Source organism: Microbulbifer sp. (assembly GCF_036563125.1).
GTDB lineage: Bacteria > Pseudomonadota > Gammaproteobacteria > Pseudomonadales > Cellvibrionaceae > Microbulbifer.
Window position 1 is genome coordinate 1 of record NZ_DATCMV010000090.1, and the last position, 20,803, is coordinate 20,803.

Annotated in this window: 17 protein-coding genes; 5 read left to right on the forward strand and 12 right to left on the reverse strand. The window is 58.9% G+C overall.

What is annotated here, in order from left to right; all coding sequences use genetic code 11:
* A partial coding sequence (locus tag VIL80_RS07095; RefSeq protein WP_332035422.1) for an NADH:flavin oxidoreductase occupies window positions 1-1,038 on the reverse strand: 1,038 nt, incomplete at its 3' end.
* Between the two features lie 127 nt (window positions 1,039-1,165).
* Between VIL80_RS07095 and VIL80_RS07100 the strand changes: the two genes are divergently transcribed.
* Window positions 1,166-1,627 carry a winged helix-turn-helix transcriptional regulator gene (locus VIL80_RS07100; RefSeq protein ID WP_332035423.1) on the forward strand — a complete coding sequence of 154 codons (462 nt, stop codon included), beginning with the start codon at window positions 1,166-1,168 and terminating at the stop codon, window positions 1,625-1,627.
* Between the two features lie 15 nt (window positions 1,628-1,642).
* Here VIL80_RS07100 and VIL80_RS07105 read toward each other — a convergent pair whose 3' ends face one another.
* From VIL80_RS07105 to VIL80_RS07115, 3 genes are all read right to left on the reverse strand, one after another.
* Entirely contained in the window at window positions 1,643-2,218 is a 576-nt protein-coding gene (locus VIL80_RS07105) for a phosphoribosyltransferase (protein ID WP_332035424.1), read from the reverse strand.
* 24 nt (window positions 2,219-2,242) lie between these two features.
* Window positions 2,243-2,968: a pteridine reductase gene (locus VIL80_RS07110; protein ID WP_332035425.1), complete on the reverse strand. Its 726-nt coding sequence runs from the start codon at window positions 2,966-2,968 to the stop codon at window positions 2,243-2,245.
* An 88-nt stretch (window positions 2,969-3,056) separates the two neighbouring features.
* Window positions 3,057-4,289: a multifunctional CCA addition/repair protein gene (locus VIL80_RS07115; RefSeq protein WP_332035426.1), complete on the reverse strand. Its 1,233-nt coding sequence runs from the start codon at window positions 4,287-4,289 to the stop codon at window positions 3,057-3,059.
* Between the two features lie 486 nt (window positions 4,290-4,775).
* Between VIL80_RS07115 and VIL80_RS07120 the strand changes: the two genes are divergently transcribed.
* Window positions 4,776-5,339 (forward strand): response regulator, encoded by a 564-nt coding sequence (locus tag VIL80_RS07120; protein WP_332035427.1) that lies wholly within the window; start codon window positions 4,776-4,778, stop codon window positions 5,337-5,339.
* Between the two features lie 63 nt (window positions 5,340-5,402).
* On the opposite strand, the gene VIL80_RS07125 is transcribed toward VIL80_RS07120, so the two are convergent.
* The 3 genes from VIL80_RS07125 to VIL80_RS07135 form a co-directional block, all read right to left on the reverse strand.
* A complete protein-coding gene (locus VIL80_RS07125; RefSeq protein WP_332035428.1) occupies window positions 5,403-6,965 on the reverse strand; it encodes a SpoVR family protein in 1,563 nt (520 codons plus the stop codon).
* Window positions 6,965-8,245, reverse strand: coding sequence for a YeaH/YhbH family protein (locus tag VIL80_RS07130; protein WP_332035429.1), 1,281 nt, complete (start codon window positions 8,243-8,245; stop codon window positions 6,965-6,967). Before VIL80_RS07130 ends, VIL80_RS07125 begins: the two co-directional genes overlap by 1 nt.
* 249 nt (window positions 8,246-8,494) lie before the next feature.
* Window positions 8,495-10,417, reverse strand: coding sequence for a PrkA family serine protein kinase (locus VIL80_RS07135; RefSeq protein WP_332035430.1), 1,923 nt, complete (start codon window positions 10,415-10,417; stop codon window positions 8,495-8,497).
* A gap of 416 nt (window positions 10,418-10,833) precedes the next feature.
* Between VIL80_RS07135 and galE the strand changes: the two genes are divergently transcribed.
* Window positions 10,834-11,859 carry a UDP-glucose 4-epimerase GalE gene (gene galE, locus VIL80_RS07140; protein ID WP_332035431.1) on the forward strand — a complete coding sequence of 342 codons (1,026 nt, stop codon included), beginning with the start codon at window positions 10,834-10,836 and terminating at the stop codon, window positions 11,857-11,859.
* Window positions 11,860-11,990: 131 nt separating this feature from the next.
* Here galE and VIL80_RS07145 read toward each other — a convergent pair whose 3' ends face one another.
* The 5 genes from VIL80_RS07145 to lptD are packed head-to-tail and all read right to left on the reverse strand — an operon-like array spanning window position 11,991 to window position 18,695.
* The gene (locus tag VIL80_RS07145; protein WP_332035432.1) at window positions 11,991-12,815 is read right to left on the reverse strand and encodes a symmetrical bis(5'-nucleosyl)-tetraphosphatase; all 825 of its coding nucleotides are present in this window, start codon (window positions 12,813-12,815) and stop codon (window positions 11,991-11,993) included.
* 12 nt (window positions 12,816-12,827) lie between these two features.
* Window positions 12,828-13,649 carry a 16S rRNA (adenine(1518)-N(6)/adenine(1519)-N(6))-dimethyltransferase RsmA gene (gene rsmA, locus VIL80_RS07150; RefSeq protein ID WP_332035433.1) on the reverse strand — a complete coding sequence of 274 codons (822 nt, stop codon included), beginning with the start codon at window positions 13,647-13,649 and terminating at the stop codon, window positions 12,828-12,830.
* A 39-nt stretch (window positions 13,650-13,688) separates the two neighbouring features.
* A complete protein-coding gene (gene pdxA / locus VIL80_RS07155; protein ID WP_332035434.1) occupies window positions 13,689-14,690 on the reverse strand; it encodes a 4-hydroxythreonine-4-phosphate dehydrogenase PdxA in 1,002 nt (333 codons plus the stop codon).
* Between the two features lie 13 nt (window positions 14,691-14,703).
* Window positions 14,704-16,071, reverse strand: coding sequence for a peptidylprolyl isomerase (locus VIL80_RS07160; RefSeq protein ID WP_332035435.1), 1,368 nt, complete (start codon window positions 16,069-16,071; stop codon window positions 14,704-14,706).
* Entirely contained in the window at window positions 16,071-18,695 is a 2,625-nt protein-coding gene (gene lptD, locus VIL80_RS07165; RefSeq protein WP_332035436.1) for an LPS-assembly protein LptD, read from the reverse strand. The genes VIL80_RS07160 and lptD overlap by 1 nt, the downstream gene beginning before the upstream one ends.
* Window positions 18,696-19,016: 321 nt before the next feature.
* Between lptD and VIL80_RS07170 the strand changes: the two genes are divergently transcribed.
* Both VIL80_RS07170 and murU read left to right on the forward strand, forming a co-directional pair.
* The gene (locus VIL80_RS07170) at window positions 19,017-20,126 is read left to right on the forward strand and encodes an aminoglycoside phosphotransferase family protein (protein WP_332035437.1); all 1,110 of its coding nucleotides are present in this window, start codon (window positions 19,017-19,019) and stop codon (window positions 20,124-20,126) included.
* Between the two features lie 8 nt (window positions 20,127-20,134).
* Window positions 20,135-20,803, forward strand: a 669-nt coding sequence (gene murU / locus VIL80_RS07175) for an N-acetylmuramate alpha-1-phosphate uridylyltransferase MurU (protein ID WP_332035438.1), incomplete at its 3' end; no start/stop codon positions are given.

Here is a 20,803-nt window from a genome sequence, read left to right on the forward strand (position 1 = left end):
CCAGTTCGGGTCCTGCAGCAGCGCGCGGCCCACGGCGATCATGTCGAACTCGTTGTTGTCCATACGGCGCACCAGTTCATCCAGGCCGGTGGGGTTGGCGGTGCCGCCCATACCCTGGTTGTTGCCGCCGATAAAGTCATCGTCGAGACCGACGCTGCCCACGGAAATGACCGGTTTGCCGGTGAGTTCCTTGGTCCAGCCCGCCAGGTTCATATCGGAACCTTCAAATTCCGGCACCCAGAAGCGTCTTGTGGACGCATGGAAGATATCCACACCGGCCTCAACCAGTGGTGTCAGGAAGCGCTTCAGCTCTTCCGGGGTTTGTGCCAGGCGCGCTTCGTAGTCCTGCTGTTTCCACTGGGAGTAGCGCAGTACGATGGCGAAGTCTTCACCCACCGCGTCGCGCACGGCTTTCACGATCTCAACGGCAAAGCGGGTGCGGTTTTCAATAGAGCCACCGTACTCGTCGTCACGCTGGTTGGTGCCTTCCCAGAAAAATTGGTCAATGAGGTAACCGTGGGCGCCGTGGATTTCCACTCCATCGAAGCCGGCGCCCTTGGCCGCTTTGGCCGCGTCCGCGAAGGCGCGCACCACGTCCTGGATATCTTCCTTGGTCATGGCATGGCCGCTGGCCTTGCCGGGTTTGAACAGGCCGGATGGAGAGTAACCGGGTACGGTCTTGTCCGGGCCGGTCCCTTCTTTACGCACAGAGCCGACATGCCAAAGCTGCGGAATGATCTGGCCGCCAGCGGCGTGCACCTCGTCCACCACCTTCTTCCAACCGGCCAGGGCCTCGTCACCGTAAATGGCCGGGACATTCTCGTAGCCGTTGGAGGCCTTGCCATCGACGAAGGTGCCCTCGGTGATGATCAGGCCCACTTCACCTTCGGCGCGGCGGCGGTAGTAGCCGGCTACCTGGTCATTCGCGATATAGCCCGGGGACGCAGTGCGGGTCATGGGGGCCATGGCCACCCGGTTGCGCAGTTTCAGGGATTTGTGTTCGAAGGGGCGTAGCAGGCTGTCCAGGGTACCACTCATAGCATTCTCCCGATTTCTGGAATTCGATGGGCCGGCGCGGCTTTGTGACCGGCAGCCCGAAATAAGGTTGCGTAATGAAACTGGATTTGGTTTCTTAATGCAACCCTTTTCGCGTATACTGCGTCCCATGGCACGTAAACGTTTTGATGATCTGGGCTGCTCGGTAGCCTGCGCACTGAATGAGGTCGGTGACTGGTGGTCCCTGCTGGTAATCAAGCAGGCGATGCTGGGTACCCGGCGTTTCGTGGATTTTCAGAGTTCTCTGGGGATCGCCAAGAACATTCTGTGTGACCGCCTGTCCCGACTGGTGGATAACGGGGTGATGATCCGTGTAGACGTGGGCGAGCACGGCACTCGCTACGAATACCGCCTGACGGACAAGGGCCGGGATCTGTTTCCGGTGGTAGTGGCGTTGCGCCAGTGGAGCGAGCGGTGGAATGGCAACAAGGATGAAATGCGGCTGGTGGAGCGCGGCAGTGGCGTGCCTATCTCGCCGGTGGCGGTGCAGAGCGCGCAGGGCGCGGCACTGGGGGTGCGGGATGTGCTGTTTGTAGACAAGGAAGGTCAGCCGCTGGATCGCAACGACTGACCTTTCCGCATCAAGTTACTTTCTGTTCTTCAGCTTGCGCAACAGTTCTTCGTGCTTGCGCAATTCCGGTTTGTTTTCCAGCAGTTCTTTTTCGTCCAGGCCCTTCAATTCGTGCGGGAAGACCAGCCAGCGGTCGGTCTCGTGCAGATAGTAGTCGGGCGTAGCATCTGTCTGGTTGCGACTGGGCTTGAAGTAGGGGCAGGCAATACGAATTTCCGGGGTGTTTTTCTTGCACGCCTTGCGTAAATCGCCGATGGCCTGCTGGATGCTGAGGCCGGTGTCGTACACGTCATCCACGATCAACATCTTTTCATGGGATTCCACCTGCTTGATCAAGTAGGTGAGGCCGTGCACTTTCACCTCTTTCTGACGTTGATCCACGCCGGCGTAAGAGGAGGTGCGAATGGCAATGTGGTCGGCGTGGAAGCCGAGGAAGTCGAACATTTCTTGCACGGCGATGCCGATGGGGGCGCCCCCGCGCCACACGCCGACGATATAGTCCGGGCGAAAGCCGCTTTCCACGACCTTGAGGGCCAATGTGTAGGAATCGTCCAGCAGGGATTGGGCGGAAATAAATTGCTTTTCGCTCACTGCGTTACCTCAAGCATTAAAGAATCAGATATTCAGGCTGCGGCCGCCATCGACCGCGATCACCTGGCCAGTAATGTAGGGCGCGTCCGCCGCCAGGAAGCGCACTGTGCGGGCGATGTCCGATGGGTCACCGCTGCGTTGCATGGGAATGCGCGCCAGTATCTGCCCCTTGTTATAGCCTTCGCTCTCCTGTTCCGGCCACAGAATTGCACCGGGGGCGACGGCGTTGACCCGCACGCCCGGTGCCAGCTCCCGCGCCATGCTTTTGGTCAGCATGACCAGGCCCGCCTTGGCGGCACAGTAGATAGTGTGCGCGGGCATGGGCTTGTCCGCGTGGATATCTGCCAGGTTGACGATGCTGCCGCGGGATCTGGTCAGAGCTGGAGCCAATGCCTGGCTCAAAAAGAAGGGTGCTTTCAGGTTGCTGCCGATCAGCGCATCCCACTGCTGCTCGTCCGCGCTGCCGATGGGGGTGGGGAAGAAGGCGGAGGCGTTGTTAACCAGTAGCGAAACCTCGCCAAAGCAGGCGAGTGCGGTTTCCGCCAGCTGCTGGCAATCCGCTGCGGTGGCGAGGTCGCTGTGGACCGCTGCGGCAGAGCCCGGTCGCCGGCGGTTGAGCTCCTCCACCAGCGCCAGTGCCGCCTGTTCGGAGTTGCGGTAGTGGATGACGACGCGGTGGTCCAGATGTAGCTCTTCGGCGATGGCGCGCCCGAGGCGGGCAGCGGCGCCGGTGATCAGGGCTGTAGCCATGGTTGTGTCCGTTAAAGGCTGGGTTTACTCGTTATGCCTGACGATTTCGCGTTTTCGTTAGCTCGCGCTTCCACGCATGGCTGCGTGCTTAGGCTTGCCCCGGTGCGCCGTAGGTTTTCTTGAGTGTGGACAGGGCGTCGAGTCGCGCGCGGTCCAGGGCCTTGCCCAGTTCCGCACCCTCGAATCCCTGTGCGATCAGTGCCTGCGGGTTTACCCCGGCCGCAGCTTCACGGGCAGCGCGCAGGTAATCCACCTGCCGGTACTCCCGATCCTCAAGTCCCAGGCGGCCGCGGGCGTCGGCCTCACAGCTTTCCAGAAACTGCTCGAAGCGCTCGGGCCGGCGCAGGGCGTCGAGGGCGCGCAGTATTTTCAGGATGGTGTGCGGGCGCAGGTCAAACGCCTTGTGGCAGTGGAGGTGGTACTCGCACACCCCGAGTGACAGCGCGGTAATCGGGTTGGGCACCCGCAACCTTTGGCATACGTCCTTCACCAGCGGCAGGCCGGCGGCCTCGTGGCCGCGGTGGCTGGGCAGTACATGCTCGGGCGTTATGCCCTTGCCGAGGTCGTGTACCAGCACCGCGAAGCGAACCGGCAGATCAGCGGGCGCCTGGCGCAGAGCGCGCAGTATGTGGTCGCCGGTGTCGATTTCCGGGTGGTGCAGGGCTGGCTGGGGTACGCCGAACAGGCAGTCGACCTCCGGCAGCAACACCTTGAGGGCGCCGCAGTCCCGCAGAACCTGGATGAAAATATCCGGCCGCGGCTCCGTAAGAGCCCGGCTCACTTCCTTCCACACCCGCTCCGGCACCAGATGTTCCACTTCTCCTGCATCCACCATGCCCTGCATCAGCGCCATGGTTTCATCGGCCACGGAAAAGCCCAGTGGAGCGTAGCGCGCGGCAAAGCGCGCCACCCGCAGGATGCGCAGGGGATCTTCACTGAATGCTGGAGAGACGTGACGCAGTTTGCGCGCGCGGATGTCTGCCTGGCCGTTATAGGGATCGATGATCTGGCCGTCTTCGGTTTCCGCCATCGCGTTGACGGTGAGATCGCGGCGCTGAAGGTCCTGTTCGAGAGTGACCTCAGGACTGGCATAAACGGTAAAGCCGCCGTAGCCATGACCGCTTTTGCGCTCGGTGCGGGCGAGGGCGTACTCCTCGCTGCTGTCGGGGTGCAAGAAGACGGGAAAATCCTTGCCCACCGGGCGGAAGCCGCGAGCCAGCATCTCGGCTTCGGTGGTGCCGACCACCACCCAGTCCCGTTCGTGAATCGGGCGCTGGAGCAGTCTGTCGCGCACGGCACCGCCAACCAGATAGGTTTTCACGGCAGTGATCCCGAGGCGAAGTCGGTCGCAAAAAGCGGATAAAAGTGGGCAGGGGTTGCCATAGATGTCGTCATTCCCGACAAAACGTCGCGCTTGCCAGGTAAATACTAGGAAATTCAGGGGTCGGGAAGATAAAAAAAAGGCCCCGAAAATACAAGGGGGCCCAGGGTCTTAGGGTATTCGTGAAGAGAGAAACCCAACAAGCTCGTGTGCGCCAGGTGCCCGATATTTTCCGCAGATGGTTACAAAGTTCTACGGGTTCGGGGCAGATAGCGCCTGTTGCCGGCCATAAAATGACCTATGGCAACATGCTGTCCATTCTATTTAACCTGTCTTAGCTGTCAACCTTGGCTATCAAACTTTTATTGAGGGAAGTGTCGGTTGGTTCGTTAAATATATATAGGCATAGAATTAACACCTGATTATTTGGTTTAATTCAGCATAATTAATAACTAAATGCGCGATTCGTTGGGGGATAGTAATAAAATGAGCGAAGTGCATGTTCTCACTACCGGAGAGGCTGCCCGGTACTGTGGGGTGAATTTCCGTACCGTGATCCGCTGGATTGAGCGTGGTCAGTTGAAGGCGTACAAGCTTCCCGGTCGCGGCGATCACCGCATCTGTGTGGAGGACTTTGTTGGCTTCCTGCGCGACAACGCCATGCCGGTGCCCGCAGAGCTCGGGAGCACCACGCGCAAGATCTTGCTGGTTGCCAATTCACCGGAACTGGCCGCTGGTCGTCAGTTGCTGCAACAGGCTGGGTGTGAAGTGGACATTGCCGGTGACAGTTTTAGCGCCGGCGCTCTGCTTGCCACCAGTAAACCCACCATGCTGGTACTGGATACCAACCTGGACGGGGTTAATGGTTTCCAGGTGCTGGACACCATTCGCTCCCGTGCGGAGTTTTCCTCGCTGAGCGTACTGCTGATTGCACCGCAGGGCGAAACCAACCAGCAGCGCTGGCTGGATGCCGGTGCCGATGCGGTGGTTGCCGCCAGCTGTGATCGCAGTGAATTGGTGGGGCGCGTCAATCTGCTGTTGGATGCCTGATCGTCTCTATCGGGATACTTCCGATTCATTAGCAGGCCAATTCTCTGGTGCCCGGGACGATCTTCAGATCGGCTTGGGCACCAGCATGGATTCTTCCTCTTCCGACCTGTCCCTGCCTATTTCCGGGCAGTGATAACTCGCTGTGACTTCATCACCGTTCAGGCTGTGCAAATGTACATTGAATCCCCATAGGCGGTGCAGGTGCTTCAGAACTTCACCGGTTTCCCTGCCCAGTGGGCGGCGTTGGTACTGGGTGTGGTGCAGCGTTATTGAGCGGTCGCCACGGGTATTTACCGAATACACCTGAATATTTGGCTCGCGGTTACCCAGATTGTACTGCCCGGCCAGTTTCGCACGCAGTTCCCGGTAACCATCTTCATTGTGGATGGCGTTCACCAGGATCTCCTTTTCCCGGTCGTCATCGGAAATACAGAAAAGCTTCATGTCCCGCATCACCTTGGGCGACAGGAACTGCAGGATAAAGCTCTCATCCTTGAAATCCCGCATGGCAAATTGCAGGGTCTCTTTCCAGTTGCTGCCGGCGATATCGGGGAACCAGGCTCTGTCTTCCTCGGTGGGTTTTTCACAAATCCGGCGCAGGTCGGTGAAAATATTGAACCCCAGTGCGTAAGGGTTGATGCCGTTGTAATAGGGGCTGTCGTAAGGTGGCTGGTAAACGACGCTGGTGTGGCTCTGTAGGAACTCCAGCATAAAGCCGTCCGTCACCTTGCCGCGCTGATACAGTTCATTCAGTAAGGTGTAGTGCCAGAAAGTCGCCCAGCCTTCGTTCATTACCTGAGTCTGGCGCTGTGGATAAAAATACTGTGCCAACTTGCGCACAATACGCACCAGTTCCCGCTGCCAGTTTTCCAGCAGTGGAGCATTTTTTTCTATGAAATACAGCAGGTTTTCCTGCGGCTCTTCCGGGAAGCGGCGTACAGCCACCTGCTCTTCCGCGCCGCCGAGTTTCGGTATGGTGCGCCACAAGTCGTTCAGTTGTCGCTGGCGATATTCCTCGCGCTCTTTCTGGCGGCGCTCCTCTTCGTGGGCAGAAATCGGATAAGGGCGTTTGTAGCGGTCCACCCCATAATTCATCAGTGCGTGACAGCTGTCCAGCAGGGACTCCACCTCGTCCACACCGTAGCGCTCTTCACAGCGGGCGATATAGTTTTTCGCGAACAGCAGGTAATCGATGATGCTACTGGCATCGGTCCAGGTGCGGAAAAGATAATTCCCCTTGAAAAAAGAATTGTGTCCATAGCAGGCATGCGCAATTACCAGCGCCTGCATGGTCATGGTGTTCTCTTCCATGAGGTAGGCGATGCAGGGATTGGAGTTGATGACGATTTCGTACGCCAACCCCATGCGCCCGCGTTGGTAATTGTTTTCCACGCTGATGAACTGCTTGCCGAAGGACCAGTGGTTGTAACCCACTGGCATACCCACCGAGGAATAGGCATCCATCATCTGCTCGGAGCAGATGATCTCAATCTGGTTGGGATAGGTGTCGAGGCCAAACTCCTTGGCCAGCAGCGCGATTTCCCGGTCGTACTCCTGGACCAGTTCGAAGGTCCACTCGGAAGTGGTGGAGATGGGCTGTTTGTTGTTGAGGGTGGTATCTAGCATCAGGCGGCCACCTTCTGGGTAAACAATTGGCGGAACACCGGATAGATGTCCTTGACGTCGATGATCTGCTCCATGGCGAAATGGTCGGGGAATGCCCGTTCCACACTCTGGTACTCATCCCACAGTGCCTGGTGGTCCCGCGGGGTGATCTCCACATAGGAGTAGTACTGCACATGCGGCATGATGTCGTCGATCAGAATCTTGTGGCAGGTGCTGGAGTCGTCATTCCAGTTGTCGCCGTCGGACGCCTGGGCGCCATAGATGTTCCACTCGCTGGCGGGATAGCGGTCGCGCATGATGTCGCGCATCATTTTCAATGCGCTGGAGACAATTGTGCCGCCGGTCTCACGCGAGTAGAAGAATTCCTGTTCGTCCACTTCCTTGGCGCTGGTGTGATGGCGAATGAACACCACCTCGGTGTATTCGTAGCTGCGCTGTAAAAACAGGTACAACAGTAGGAAGAACCGTTTTGCCATGTCCTTGGTTGCCTGGTTCATGGATCCAGATACATCCATGAGGCAGAACATCACGGCCTTCGAGCGCGGCCGCGGCTGCTTGATCAGCAGGTTGTACTTGAGGTCGAAGTCATCGAGAAACGGAATGCGATTGACGCGGTTGCGCAGCTCTTCGATCTTCAGCCGTAACTCGTCCACCTTGCGCAGATCTTTCAGTGCCGGATCCTTGCTTTCCTCTAGTTCCAGTTCCTGTTCCAGAACTTTCAGATTGCGACGCTTGCCACCACTGAGCGCGATGCGCCGCGCGTTGGCTGCACGCATGGAGCGCACCACATTCAAGCGGCCGGGTGAGCCCTCGTTGCAGAAGCCGGCGCGCACCACCTGGAAGGATTCATTGCCCGCGAGTTTGCGCTTGACCATGTTCGGCAGTTCGAGGCCTTCGAACATGAAGTCGAGAAATTCTTCCTGGGAAATCTGGAATACGAATTCATCGATGCCTTCGCCGCTGTCGCTGGCACCGCTGCCTGAACCGCCTTGGCCCTGGCCTTGGCCGGGGCGAGGGATTCGGTCTCCAGTGATGAATTCCTTATTGCCGGGCAACACCTGTTCCATATGGCCGCCGCGGCCATGGGAGAATATGGGTTCGTTGAGGTCACGGGTGGGGATGCTGATTTTCTCGCCTTTGTCCATGTCGGTGATGGACCGGCTATTCATGGCTTCGCCGACAGCTTTCTTTATATGGGCCTTGTAACGCCGTAAAAAACGCTGGCGGTTTACAGTGCTTTTTTTCTTGCCATTAAGGCGACGGTCGATGATGTAGCTCATAGTACTGCCTTATGTTGCTTTACTACGCCGATCAAAAATTTCGACATGTTCAGCAATCAGCTCCAATCTCGCTAATTTCCGAGTTGGAGGGGTTGTCTGAAAGCCCTGCACCGGTGGAGCTCTTCGAGACTGTCCGTTGGAGGGATCCGACGGACAAGCCCCCAGTGATGGGTTCACGGCGTGTCTCGAAGAGCTCCACCGGCGGCAGGGCCGCCACCGTAGGACCTCAAAACACTAACCCCTAAACAGTTACTGAGATTTACGCACCCGCAAATACCATTCTGAAAGCAGTCGCACCTGCTTCTCGGTATAGCCGCGCTCGACCATTCGTGCCACAAAGTCCGCGTGTTTCTTCTGGTCGTCCGCGGAGGCCTTGGTGTTGAAAGAGATAACCGGAAGCAGATCCTCGGTATTGGAGAACATTTTCTTTTCGATCACCGCGCGCAATTTCTCGTAAGACCGCCAGTCGGGATTCTTGCCCTGGTTGCCCGCACGGGCGCGCAGCACGAAGTTGACGATCTCGTTGCGGAAATCTTTCGGGTTGGAAATGCCCGCAGGTTTCTCGGTTTTTTCCAGCTCCTCGTTCAGGGCGGCACGATCGAGAATTTCACCGGTTTCCGGGTCGCGATATTCCTGGTCCTGAATCCAGAAATCGGCGTAAGTTACATAGCGGTCAAACAGGTTCTGACCATACTCCGCATAGGATTCCAGGTACGCGGTCTGGATTTCCTTACCGATAAATTCCACGTAGCGTGGTGCCAGGTATTCCTTGATAAAGCCCAGGTAGTTTTCCTGTTGCTCAGGTGGGAACTGCTCCTGTTCGATCTGCTGTTCCAATACGTACAGCAGGTGCACGGGATTGGCTGCCACTTCGGTGGCATCGAAGTTGAACACCTTGGACAATATCTTGAACGCGAAGCGGGTAGAGAGGCCGGTCATGCCTTCATCTACACCCGCGTTGTCGCGGTATTCCTGGATGGTTTTCGCTTTGGGATCCGTGTCTTTAAGGTTTTCACCGTCATAGACTCGCATCTTGGAGAAAATGCTGGAGTTTTCCGGGTTTTTAACCCGTGACAAAACCGAGAATTGCGCCAGCATACGCAGGGTATCGGGGGCGCAGGGTGCTTTTGCCAGTGAGCTGTGCTCCAGCAGCTTGTCGTAAATCTTGATTTCTTCCTTCACCCGCAGGCAGTACGGCACCTTGACGATATAGATGCGGTCGAGGAATGCCTCGTTGTTGCGATTGTTGCGGAAGGACTGCCACTCAGATTCATTGGAGTGGGCGAGGATTACGCCGTTGAACGGAATAGCGCCCAGGCCTTCGGTACTGTTGTAGTTACCTTCCTGGGTGGCGGTCAGCAACGGATGCAGAACTTTGATGGGAGCTTTGAACATCTCCACAAATTCCATCAGACCCTGGTTGGAGCGGCACAGGCTGCCAGAGAAGCTGTAGGCATCCGGATCGTTCTGCGGAAAATCTTCCAGCTTGCGGATATCCACCTTGCCCACCAGAGAGGAAATGTCCTGGTTGTTTTCATCGCCGGGCTCGGTTTTGGCAATTGCCACCTGGTCGAGAATGGACGGGCGAACTTTGATTACCTTGAATTTGCTGATATCGCCCTTGTATTCGTGCAGGCGCTTCACCGCCCATGGGGACATGATGGTGTTCACGTAGCGGCGCGGGATACCGTAGTCCTCTTCCAGAATCTGGCCGTCCTCGTTGGGTGAGAACAGTGCCAGCGGAGATTCAAACACCGGTGAACCTTTAATGGCGTAAATTGGGATCTGCTCCATGAGCGCCTTCAGACGCTCCGCCAGCGAGGACTTGCCACCGCCTACCGGGCCCAACAGGTACAGAATTTGCTTTTTCTCCTCAAGGCCCTGGGCGGCATGACGGAAGAAGGAAACGATCTGCTCGATGGCCTCCTCCATTCCATAGAATTCATTGAACGCCTTGTAGCGTTTGATGACCTTGTTGGAGAAAATACGCGATAGCCGTGGGTCGCGGGACGTGTCGACCAGTTCGGCTTCGCCAATGGCCATCAGCATGCGCTCCGCGGGAGAGGCGTAGGCACTGCGGTCGCTCTTGCATAGCTCCAGGTACTCCTGGATGGTGAGTTCTTCCTCCTGGATCGATTCGTAGCGTTCCAGATAGTGATTGAATATCGACATGGTGTACGACTCCCTGTAGCGTACCGCGTCAGAATTCGGCCTCTTGCCGTGGAGAGCCGACTGCGCTGCAGCGTGTGATGACCGCGAAAACATCCCGCAACGAATGCCAATGAGCGCTGACGCGCGAGAACGCTATCTTTATTACCTATTGAGTGCGCGACGGTGCTGCTGTCGCAACAGGGGGACAGCGGTCCCCGCACTTTCAGGATAGTCAGCGCTGTGGCCTTCAACGGCAGATAGATCAAAGATGGGTGGAAATTGGCGTCAGTTTTGTGAGGGGCGTTTCCCGCGTAAAATGCGTTTCACATCGGAAAGGCACACTGCCGGAAACGGCGAATGCAGCATAAATAAGTCTAGCGCGGCCTGTACCCATCGGGCTTTGGGCGCGACGTGAAAATGAATAATTAGGGAAACTCATGAAAGTTCTGGTCACCGGAGGCGCCGGCTATATCGGCAGCCACACCTGCGTGGAGTTGCTGGAAGCTGGTTTCGAGCCGGTCGTGGTAGACAATCTGTGCAATAGCAGTGAGGAGGCTCTGGCGCGGGTCGAAGTTATTACCGGTAAATCCGTGAAATTCCACAAGGTGGATATTCGCGATGCCGAAGGCCTGCGGGAAGTTTTCCGCCAGTATGATATTTCCGCAGTGATTCATTTTGCCGGGCTCAAGGCAGTTGGGGAATCTGTTGCCCAACCACTCCGTTATTACCAGAACAACGTAGCGGGTACCCTGACCCTGTGTGAGGTGATGGAAGAATTTAGGGTCAATCGACTGATCTTCAGTTCCTCGGCTACAGTCTATGGCGATCCCGCTAGTGTGCCTATTCGCGAAGATTTCTCCACCGGCGCAACCAATCCCTACGGCGCCAGCAAACTTATAGTGGAAGATATACTGCGTGACTTGTGCAAGGCGCCGGGCAATTCCTGGAAAATCACCCTGCTACGCTATTTCAACCCAATTGGTGCCCACGAGAGTGGGACCATTGGTGAAGACCCGGCGGGAATACCGAATAACCTGCTGCCCTATGTGGCGCAGGTCGCGGTGGGACGGTTGCCGCAGCTGCAGGTTTTTGGTGGCGATTACCCCACGCCGGACGGTACGGGTGTGCGCGACTATATCCATGTGGTCGATCTCGCCCGCGGTCACCTGGCAGCACTAAACAAGCTTCAACAGACACAGACCGAAACAGGCTGCTATACCTACAATCTGGGAACCGGTCGCGGTAGCTCGGTCCTGGAAATTGTGCGCGCCTTCGCCGAGGCGGCGGCAAAAGAAATCCCCTTCAAGGTGGTACCCCGTCGCGCTGGCGATATCGCTGAATGCTACGCCGACCCGGCATTTGCCGAGAAGGAACTCGGCTGGAAGGCGGAATTCGATCTCAAGCGGATGGTGGAAGATACCTGGCGCTGGCAGTCGCAGAATCCCAAGGGGTACGCAGGCTGAATCTTGAAAATCAGTGAAGCATAAAAAAACGGGCCCGCGGGCCCGTTTTTTTATGCCGGAGGTCGATTACGTGGGCGGGGCAGCGCCGGTAAGCTGTTCAGGCTGGCTGGTCGCGAAAGGTGTAGCGATCGCTAAAACGCGCAATCGGTACAGAAGAAGGTTTCGTCCTCCAGGCGCATGGCGGTGAGATAACCGCCCCACACGCACCCGGTATCCAGCGCGTACACATTTTTTGTGTGCGCTTCCCCCTCCAGCGCGGCCCAGTGCCCGAAAATGATCCGGTCGTCTCTGGTTTTGCGCTCCTTGAAACTGAACCAGGGCTTGTAGTCGTGGTGTGCGGCCAGCGGTCCCTGCTTGGTGACAAGATCCAGGGTGCCGTCCGCCTTGCAGAAACGCATGCGGGTGAAGTAGTTGGTAATGGAGCGCAGGCGCTCCACGCCGATCAGGTGGTCGCTCCACAGGTGGGGCTCATTGCCGTACATGCCGTAGAAATAGGCCTTGGTCATGGACGGGTCGCGCAGGGCCTGGTGAACTTCTCCCGCTAGTTCCAGTGCCTTGCTCATGCTCCACATGGGTGGGATACCTGCGTGCACCATGGAGAAGTATTTGTCGGCGACTTTTTTGTGCACCATCAGCGGCTGGTTCTGCAGCCAGCCCAGCAAGATGTCCGCGTCTTTCGCGCGCAAGACCTCCGCCAGGTCGTGTTCCTTGTCCGTGAGACGTTTGGCGCCGTGGGCGATGGCGAGCAGGTGCAGGTCGTGGTTACCCAGTACCGCGGTGATCTGGTGACGGTGTTGATACAGAAAGCGCAGGGTCCCGAGGCTGTCCGGGCCGCGGTGCACCATATCGCCGGCCAGCCACAGCTTATCCTTGTCGGCGTTGAAGCGGATTTTTTTCAGCAGTTTCTCGAGAGGCTCGAGACAGCCCTGGATGTCGCCGATTGCGTAAGTTGCCAAAACCTGCCCCGTTTACTGCGGTTGATCCGGTGATGGTGTCAGCTTGCTACAGAATTCCGCCAGCTCCACATATTCCTTCACGCTCAGGGTCTCCGGTCGGCGGCCGGCATCCAGCGGCAACTGATTCGGGTCAAGCTCCGGGAACAGAGGCTTCAGCGCGTTGCGCAGGGTCTTGCGGCGCTGCTGGAAGGCGACGCTGACAATACGCTCGAGCAGTGCTTCGTCATTGGCCGGGTGCGGCAGTGCCTGGTGCGGGACAAGGCGCACGATGGCGGAGTCCACCTTGGGGGCAGGGCGGAACGACTGCGGCGGTACCGGGAACAGCCCCTGTACGCGGCAGAAATACTGGGTCATCACACTCAGGCGACCATAGGATTTTGCGCCCGGTACCGCGCTCAGGCGGTCCACCACTTCCTTCTGCAGCATGAAGTGCATGTCCTTCACCTTGCCGCGGAAACTCAGCAGGTGAAACAACAGCGGCGTGGAGATGTTGTACGGCAGGTTGCCGACGATACGCAGCTGCTCGCCTTCACCTTGTGCGAGGCTGCCGAAATCGAATTTCAGCGCATCCTTCTCGATGATCGTGAATTCCGGGTAGTTGCGAAATTTGAACTGCAGCATCGGGATCAGGTCGCGGTCCAGTTCCACCGCCGTCAGCGAGGGGCACTTGTCCAGCAGCAGCGCGGTGATCGCGCCCTGGCCGGGGCCGATTTCCACCAGTTTGTCGGTTTCCTTGGGGCCGATGGCGCGCACAATGCGCTCGATGATGTTTTCGTCGACAAGAAAGTTCTGGCCGAAGCGCTTGCGCGCCTTGTGTTGGAAAAAATTGTCCATGAATGAATTCGTGTGGCTGAGAGATTACGGTGCGCCGGATTAAATATGGCGCAGTTGTGCCAGTTCGACGGCCTGGCTCAGGGCGGCGATCAGGCTGCCGGTATCGGCGATGCCTTGGCCGGCAATATTGAGAGCGGTGCCGTGGTCCACGGAAGTGCGGATAAACGGCAGCCCCAGGGTGATATTGATGGCGCGCCCGAAACCCTTGAATTTTAACACCGGCAGACCCTGGTCGTGGTACATCGCCAGCACGGCGTCACAGCGGGCCAGTTGCGGCGGGGTAAACAGGGTGTCGGCAGGCAGTGGGCCGATCAGGTTCATGCCGAGGGCGCGCAGGGTGTCGAGTGCGGGTTCGATGACCTCGATTTCCTCGCGCCCCAGGTGTCCGCCTTCACCGGCGTGCGGATTCAGGCCGCAGACGCCAATACGCGGGCGTTCGATGCGAAACTGCTGCTGCAGGCTGCGGTGCAGGATGGTAAGCACCTGTTGCAGGGATGCTCCACTGATGGCACCGCTGACGTCTTTCAGTGGCAAGTGGGTGGTGGCCAGCGCCACCCGCAGGTCATCAGCGGCCAGCATCATCACCACTTTCTCCACACCAGCCTGCTCGGCGAAAAATTCGGTGTGGCCGCTGAAGGGGATTCCGGCATCGTTGATCACGCCCTTGTGCACCGGGCCGGTGACAATGGCGTCAAAGGTGCGATCCATACAACCCCTGGCGGCGAGGCGCAGTGTCTGGAGGACATAGGGCCCATTGGCGGGATTGAGCTGCCCGGGGCGGGATGGCTCGGGGAGCGCGACCGGCAGCAGGTGCAGGCTGCCAGCCGGCGTGATTTCTGCGGGTTGTGCTGGATCGAAGGGTAGCAACTGCAGGGCTTTGCCCTGGCGGTCTGCCTCCTGCTGCAGCAGCTCGGGGGCGGCAATGGCGATGATCTGCGCGCCGGCGATATCGGGCGCGCGCCCGGAACAGGCCAGTTTGACGGCGAGTTCCGGGCCAATCCCGGCGGGTTCGCCGGGAGTAAAGGCAATTCGGGGGATCATCGTAAGTAAGGGGTTACTGGTTCTCGGTGTTGCCTGGCTGGGCTTCACCGGGCGCGGACTGGTCTTTCAGTTCCGGCAGCTTGATTTCCACATAGGCCTGGTCGCGGATTTCCTGGCGCCAGTTCTGCAGTTCTTCCTCATAGCGGCGGTTGCGCAGCAGGTTGGCGGCTTGATTGCGGATGTACTGCTCGGTCATATCCTGCTGGCGGCGGCCTTCGACCTGCAGGATGTGCCAGCCGAACTGGCTGCGGAAGGGCATGCTGATCTCGCCCACCGGAGTGTTACTCATGGCCTGGGTGAACTCCGGAACGAATTGGCCGGGGTTGGACCAGCCGAGGTCACCGCCCTGCAGCATGGTGCCGATGTCTTCGGAGTTGTCTTTGGCGGCGTCCTCAAACTTGAGTTCGCCGGCCTCGATCTTGCTGCGCAGCTCCGTCAGCAGGTTGTAGGCAGCATCGTCGTCGCGAATCGCGGAGGTCTTCACCAGAATGTGGCGCACCTTGGTCTGCTCCACCACCTGTTCCTGGGCACCGCGCTGCTCGTGGATTTTCAGCAGGTGAAAACCGGCGTCGCTGCGGAACGGCTTGGTGGTTTCTCCCACTTTCACGCCGTCGAGGGCATCGGCAAACAGGGTGGGGAGTTCCACGGTCTTGCGCCAGCCGAGGTCGCCGCCCTGGAGCGCGTTCTGGCCGGCGGAGTTGGAGATGGCCAGGGCGCGGAAGTCATCGCCCTTGCTGGCCTTTTCATACACGGCTTCAGCCTTGGCGCGGGCCGCGGCTACTTCTTCCGCCGGCGCGCTGGAGCCCACCGGGATCAGGATGTGGCCCAGCTGATACTGGGGGGATTTCCAGAACTCGCCCTCTTTGGAGCGCAGGAAGTTGTTGATGTCCTGATCGGTGATCTGGATACGGCGGGCGACACTGCCCTGTTCCACGCGGCGAATGATCAGCTCCTGGCGGATCTGCTGGCGGAAGGCATTGTTGGAGATGCCGTCGGCATCCAGCTTCTGCTGAAATTCTGCGGGTGACATTCCCATGTTCTGCTGTACCCGGGCGATGGCCTGGTCCAGCTCGTCTTCCGGGATGGTGACGCCGGCGCGTGCGCCCATCTGCAACTGCAGGCGCTCAATGACCAGTTGTTCCAGCACCTGGCGGCGCAGAATATCCATGGGCGGAGCCTGTACGTTCTGTGCGGCAATCTGTTGGGTGATGGTGTGCATGCGCTGCTGCAGTTCGCTGGCCATGACCACGTCGTCATCCACCACGGCCACAACCCGGTCGAGCTTTTGCATTTGCGCGTGGGCCTGCAGGGTAAAGGCACACAGGGCGGCGAATGCGAGCAGGCCGCGGCGGGGGAAGTTGAACATCTGCATTATTGTCATCACTGTTTCAGTACTTCTCTCTGGTCAAAGTTGGCTATGCCCTGGCTGAGCATCCGGGTGACCGAGCCGCCAATTCCGGCCAGGCCCTTCAACTGCAATTCAATATAGATGCCTTCGTCGAACTCCAGTTCTTCCGGTGGCACCACATCCGCCAGGTCGTTATCCAGTTCACGGCGCCACAGCAACCGGGTGCGATAACAGCATGTGTCGTATTCGAGTCCTGCCAGGTATTCCAGTTCCCGGTCGAACGTGAAATCGTAAGCGGCCCGGGCCAGGATGGATAGCCGGCTGTTGATGGGCCAGGCGGTGGATACGTCCGCCTGTTTCACCGGCCCCTGCACCAGGTAGGAATCAGTGGCGTCGTAGATCTCTTCCTTGCGCAGGTAGCGGTAGCTCACGTTGAACAGGCGGAAGTCGTCGTCCAGATAGCGCAGGGTCACGTTGCCGCGATTGATGGTGTGGTCGGTGTCGTGGTAGATCACCTCGCTGCTGATACGCAGGGCATCTATGGGGCGACTTTCCAGGCGTGCAGCGAATTCGGAGCGGGGCACATCCTGGATAAAATTTCTTAGCTCAATACGGCTGGCCTCGGAATAGAAGATCTGCCCGGCGCTGGCGGAAAACAGGTCGCGCCCGCTGTTGGGATCGATAAAGCGGGTGGTGAGGCCGAGAGCCGCGCGGTCGGCATCGTCGATGCGGTCGTTGCCGTTGAAGCGGCTGGCGCGGAACAGCTGGTCGTAGCTGAAGGTGAACAGCGAGGTGTCGTACAGCAGGTTGTCGCTCAGAGGGTCGGCGGTCTGTATATCACTCACATTCAGGAAGTCGGTCTGGTCTGCCTCGGTGCTCGCCATCAGAAACAGGCGCGGTTCCAGGGTTTGCACATACTCTTTACTGAACAGATTGCCATAGCGCTCGAAGTACAGCCCGCTATCGATGGTGAACTGGGCCGCGGACGCTTCCGGGGAATTGTCCGCCGGGTCTGTCAGGAACGTTTTAGCGACGTCATACCCCAGATAGATGCCGGTGATTTCCGGGTTGAAAAAGCCCCACAACCACTGTTTGTCCCAGCCGAAGCTGTAATCGATCCGGGCGCGATTAGCATTGACGAAATTGCGCGTGCTTTCCCTGACGCTGTTGGGGTCGTCTACATCGGCGATAAAACGGATGGTTTCGGTGTCGGCGTGGTCAAAACTGGTCACTTCATGCTGCAGCAGCAGCTGCCAGTCACCCCACTTGTAGTTGCCGTCGAGATTGATCCGCGGCAGCTGGCTGAAGTTCTCGAAACGATCCTTGACCAGCTGCTGGTACTCCTGCGCGCGGATGCTCGCCTGCCAGTGCTCGCCGGTGAGGCTCGCCTCGGCAGACTGGTTGAGCGCCGTGAGGGTACGTGGATTGGTGGTTTGCGGGGTGTCCAACTGTACGTTGCCGAGGTCGCGGAAGTAGTCCGGGTCGCTGACCTTGGTGTAGTCGATGCGCGTGCGCCACAGGCCACCGTTGCCCCCCAGTTGGTCCAGGTTTACGAACCAGCGGTCTTCGCCCTTGGCCGGCAGTACCAGATCTTCCGGGAAGCCTTCGTTGATCAGGCGTTCGGCATCTTCATCGTTGCCGCCCTTGTCGTCGGGCAGACCGGCCATACGCAGCTCGGTATTGAACCAGGGGCTCAGGTGGCGGGTTTCCAGTTCCAGCCCGGTGCCGCGGTACTGCACATAGCGGGGCACAATGGTGGCATCCAGCTGTGGGGCAATGTTCCAGTAATAGGGAACGGCGATATCCCAGCCGTTCTCATCGCTGTTGCTGATGCTCGGGAACAGGAAGCCGGACATACGCTCGCTGCCCACCGGGAAGCGCAGATAGGGGAAGTAGAACACCGGCACATCGGCGATTTCCAGGCGCACATTGCGTGCAGTGCCCTGGCGCTCAACATTGTTGATGGTGATTTCGCCACCAGTCATGCGCCAGAAAACGTCGTCCGGTTCGCAGCGCGTGTAGCTGCCATCGGTCAGAATCAGCTCGCCACTGGCCTCGCGGGAGGCAAAGCGGGCCGAGCCGTGTACAAACTCGTCGTGCACCACATAGGTGGCGTCTTCGATGGATGCGGCCTTGCTGTCCGTGTGCACTTCTGCCGCCTTGCCCCGTACCAGCAGGCTGGGCTCGCGCATTTCGATGGCACCGCTCAGGTAGGCGGTGCTCTCTTCCCGGTTCACATCCACCTGATCCGCGAACAGCTGGCGGTAGCCTTGGGTGATGTGCACATTGCCGCGCAGTTGCGCGGTGCCGTCTTCCAGCCAGTTGGAACTGTCGGCGGTGGCGCGCAGGGGCGCATCTTCCGGCAGCAAATTGGCATTGGGATAGGTGCGGGTCGGCTCGATAAAGGTGCCGCCGCAAACCGGTGCCAACTGGCTGCGTTCGGCCGCGTCCAGCTCGCTTTTGGGGAACCAGTCGAGGTACAGGTAGGGATTGGCTTGCGGCTGCGCTACCGGTTGGGCCCCGTCATGAGTGTCATCGGCAGCGGCGGACAGCACCCATAGGGGCTGGAGCGCAAGCAGGCCGAATGCGAGGGAACGCGGGCGCGATAATTGTCCAATGGCCAGCGCGAGGCGGCGCCAGCGGGAAGCTTCCAGCATCGAGTGAATGGTTCCGGCTATCTTTAGAGTCTGTTCCGTTGGCGAGTGCGCGCGATCCGGAGGCGGTTGCGCAGCCCGTGCGTCCGGGTATCCAGTCAGTGTGACAGTGCCAATATGACAGAGCTTGTGACAAAAACCGGAAGTTGTGACGGCGATGGCAGGCTAGTGCGCAAAAATCAGCGGTCGATTCTACTTGAATGGCCGTAACCATGGAAACAATAGCGGGTGATCCGCACCGCCAGCGCAGTTACAATGCGCAGTTTTTAGGCGGGCAGACAGTGATCCCGCCAAATCAGCAGTATCGATGAGAGCAGGTGGCGGATGAATGAATGTGTAACCCAGGCCCCCGACGAGCGCCGCGAAGCGCTGCGCCAGTGGGCCGCCCGCGCCTTGCAGTCCGGCCATGAAGTCCTGAGTGTGCCGCCGCTCGAGCGTACTCTCGGTCTGCAGCCGCTGTCCGGTGATGCGGGCTTTCGCCGCTATTTCCGTACCGATACCGCGCCGACACTGATCGCCGTGGACTCGCCGCCGAGCAAAACCAACATCAACCGCTTTGTCGCCCTGGCCGACTACCTGCGTCGCCATGGCATCCACACACCACTGGTGATCGCCGCCGATATCGAACACGGCTACATGCTGCTGGAGGATCTGGGCGACATCCAGCTGCTGAGGATGCTAAACCCCGACAGCGTCGCCGGCTTGTATGCAGAAGTCATCAACGAACTGCTCTGCCTGCAGCAGATCCCGCGCGCCGAGGGCATGTTTCCGCCCTATAGCCGAGAGCTGCTGCACATGGAAATGTCGCTGCTGCCAGAGTGGCTGATCGGTAAGCTTCTCGGGCGGGAGCTGAGTGCCGATGAGCACCAGCTGCTGGAACGCACTTTTGCCCATCTCCTCGACAGCGCCAGCAGCCAGCCGCAGGTGCTGGTACATCGCGACTACCATAGCCGCAACCTGATGGTGCGCAGCGGCGAACGTCCCGGTGTAGTCGACTTCCAGGACGCGGTATGGGGGCCTGTCACTTACGACCTGGCGTCCCTGCTGCGTGACTGCTATATCCGCTGGCCGCGGGAGCAGGTAGAAAATTGGGCGCTCGCCTACGCATCCTCCGCCATCGACGCTGGCATCATTCCGGAAGTCGCGCCGGAAACCTTCCTGCGCTGGTTTGACTGGATCGGCCTGCAGCGCCACTTCAAGGTGCTGGGTCTATTCCCGCGCCTGTTCCTGCGCGACGGCAAACACGGCTATCTGCCGGATCTGCCGCTGGTGATCCGTTACACCCTGGAAGTCAGCGACAAGTACCCGGAGTTGCAGCCGTTCGCCGACTGGTTCCGCGCCGAAATCCTGCCACTTGTCGAACAGCAGGACTGGTACCGCGACTACCGCACCGCCGGCGAGCGCCGCCCGGCGAAAACCGAATTATCCCGATAACCGCGAACATGACAGCCCATCCAAAAACTGCCCCTGTGGCCATGGTCCTCGCCGCTGGATTTGGCAAGCGCATGCGCCCCCTGACCGATCGCATGCCCAAGCCGTTGATCCCGGTACTGGGCAAGCCATTGATTGAATACGCCCTCGAGCGTCTGGCAAGTGCGGGCGTGTCTCAGGTGGTCATCAACCTCGCGCACCTCGGCAGCCAAATCCGCGATCACCTCGGCAGCGGCGAGCGCTTCGGGCTCGAGATTCGCTACTCTGCGGAAAATGAACCACTGGAAACCGCCGGCGGTATTAGCAAGGCGCTGCCACTGTTGGGCGATGAGCCTTTTCTGGTGGTGAATGGCGATGTCTGGTGCGACTTTGATTTTTCCCACTGGATCGAAAGCCCCCTGCCACAGGACTGCCCCGGCCGCCTGCTCATGGTGCCAAACCCGCCGCACAACCCAGAGGGTGACTTTGGTATTGAGGAGGGGCTGCTTTCCGGCACCAGCAAACCGCGTTATACATTTGCCGGTATCAGTTACCTGCGCCCGCAGATACTTACCGGCTACCCCAATGCCCGCGAGCGTTATGGACTGGGTGAAGTCTTCGCGCACAATGAAGACCTGATGCAGGCGGAAATATACGCGGGCGACTGGTGTGATGTAGGCACGCTGGAGCGCCTGAATAAC

Coding starts and splice junctions, on each gene's coding strand:
- VIL80_RS07160 (WP_332035435.1), bottom strand. CDS start 16,071: ATGACAATAATGCAGATGTTCAACTTCCCCCGCCGCGGCCTGCTCGCA.
- lptD (WP_332035436.1), bottom strand. CDS start 18,695: ATGCTGGAAGCTTCCCGCTGGCGCCGCCTCGCGCTGGCCATTGGACAA.
- VIL80_RS07125 (WP_332035428.1), bottom strand. CDS start 6,965: ATGCTAGATACCACCCTCAACAACAAACAGCCCATCTCCACCACTTCC.
- VIL80_RS07110 (WP_332035425.1), bottom strand. CDS start 2,968: ATGGCTACAGCCCTGATCACCGGCGCCGCTGCCCGCCTCGGGCGCGCC.
- VIL80_RS07100 (WP_332035423.1), top strand. CDS start 1,166: ATGGCACGTAAACGTTTTGATGATCTGGGCTGCTCGGTAGCCTGCGCA.
- VIL80_RS07135 (WP_332035430.1), bottom strand. CDS start 10,417: ATGTCGATATTCAATCACTATCTGGAACGCTACGAATCGATCCAGGAG.
- pdxA (WP_332035434.1), bottom strand. CDS start 14,690: ATGATCCCCCGAATTGCCTTTACTCCCGGCGAACCCGCCGGGATTGGC.
- VIL80_RS07170 (WP_332035437.1), top strand. CDS start 19,017: ATGAATGAATGTGTAACCCAGGCCCCCGACGAGCGCCGCGAAGCGCTG.
- VIL80_RS07120 (WP_332035427.1), top strand. CDS start 4,776: ATGAGCGAAGTGCATGTTCTCACTACCGGAGAGGCTGCCCGGTACTGT.
- galE (WP_332035431.1), top strand. CDS start 10,834: ATGAAAGTTCTGGTCACCGGAGGCGCCGGCTATATCGGCAGCCACACC.
- rsmA (WP_332035433.1), bottom strand. CDS start 13,649: ATGGACAATTTTTTCCAACACAAGGCGCGCAAGCGCTTCGGCCAGAAC.
- VIL80_RS07130 (WP_332035429.1), bottom strand. CDS start 8,245: ATGAGCTACATCATCGACCGTCGCCTTAATGGCAAGAAAAAAAGCACT.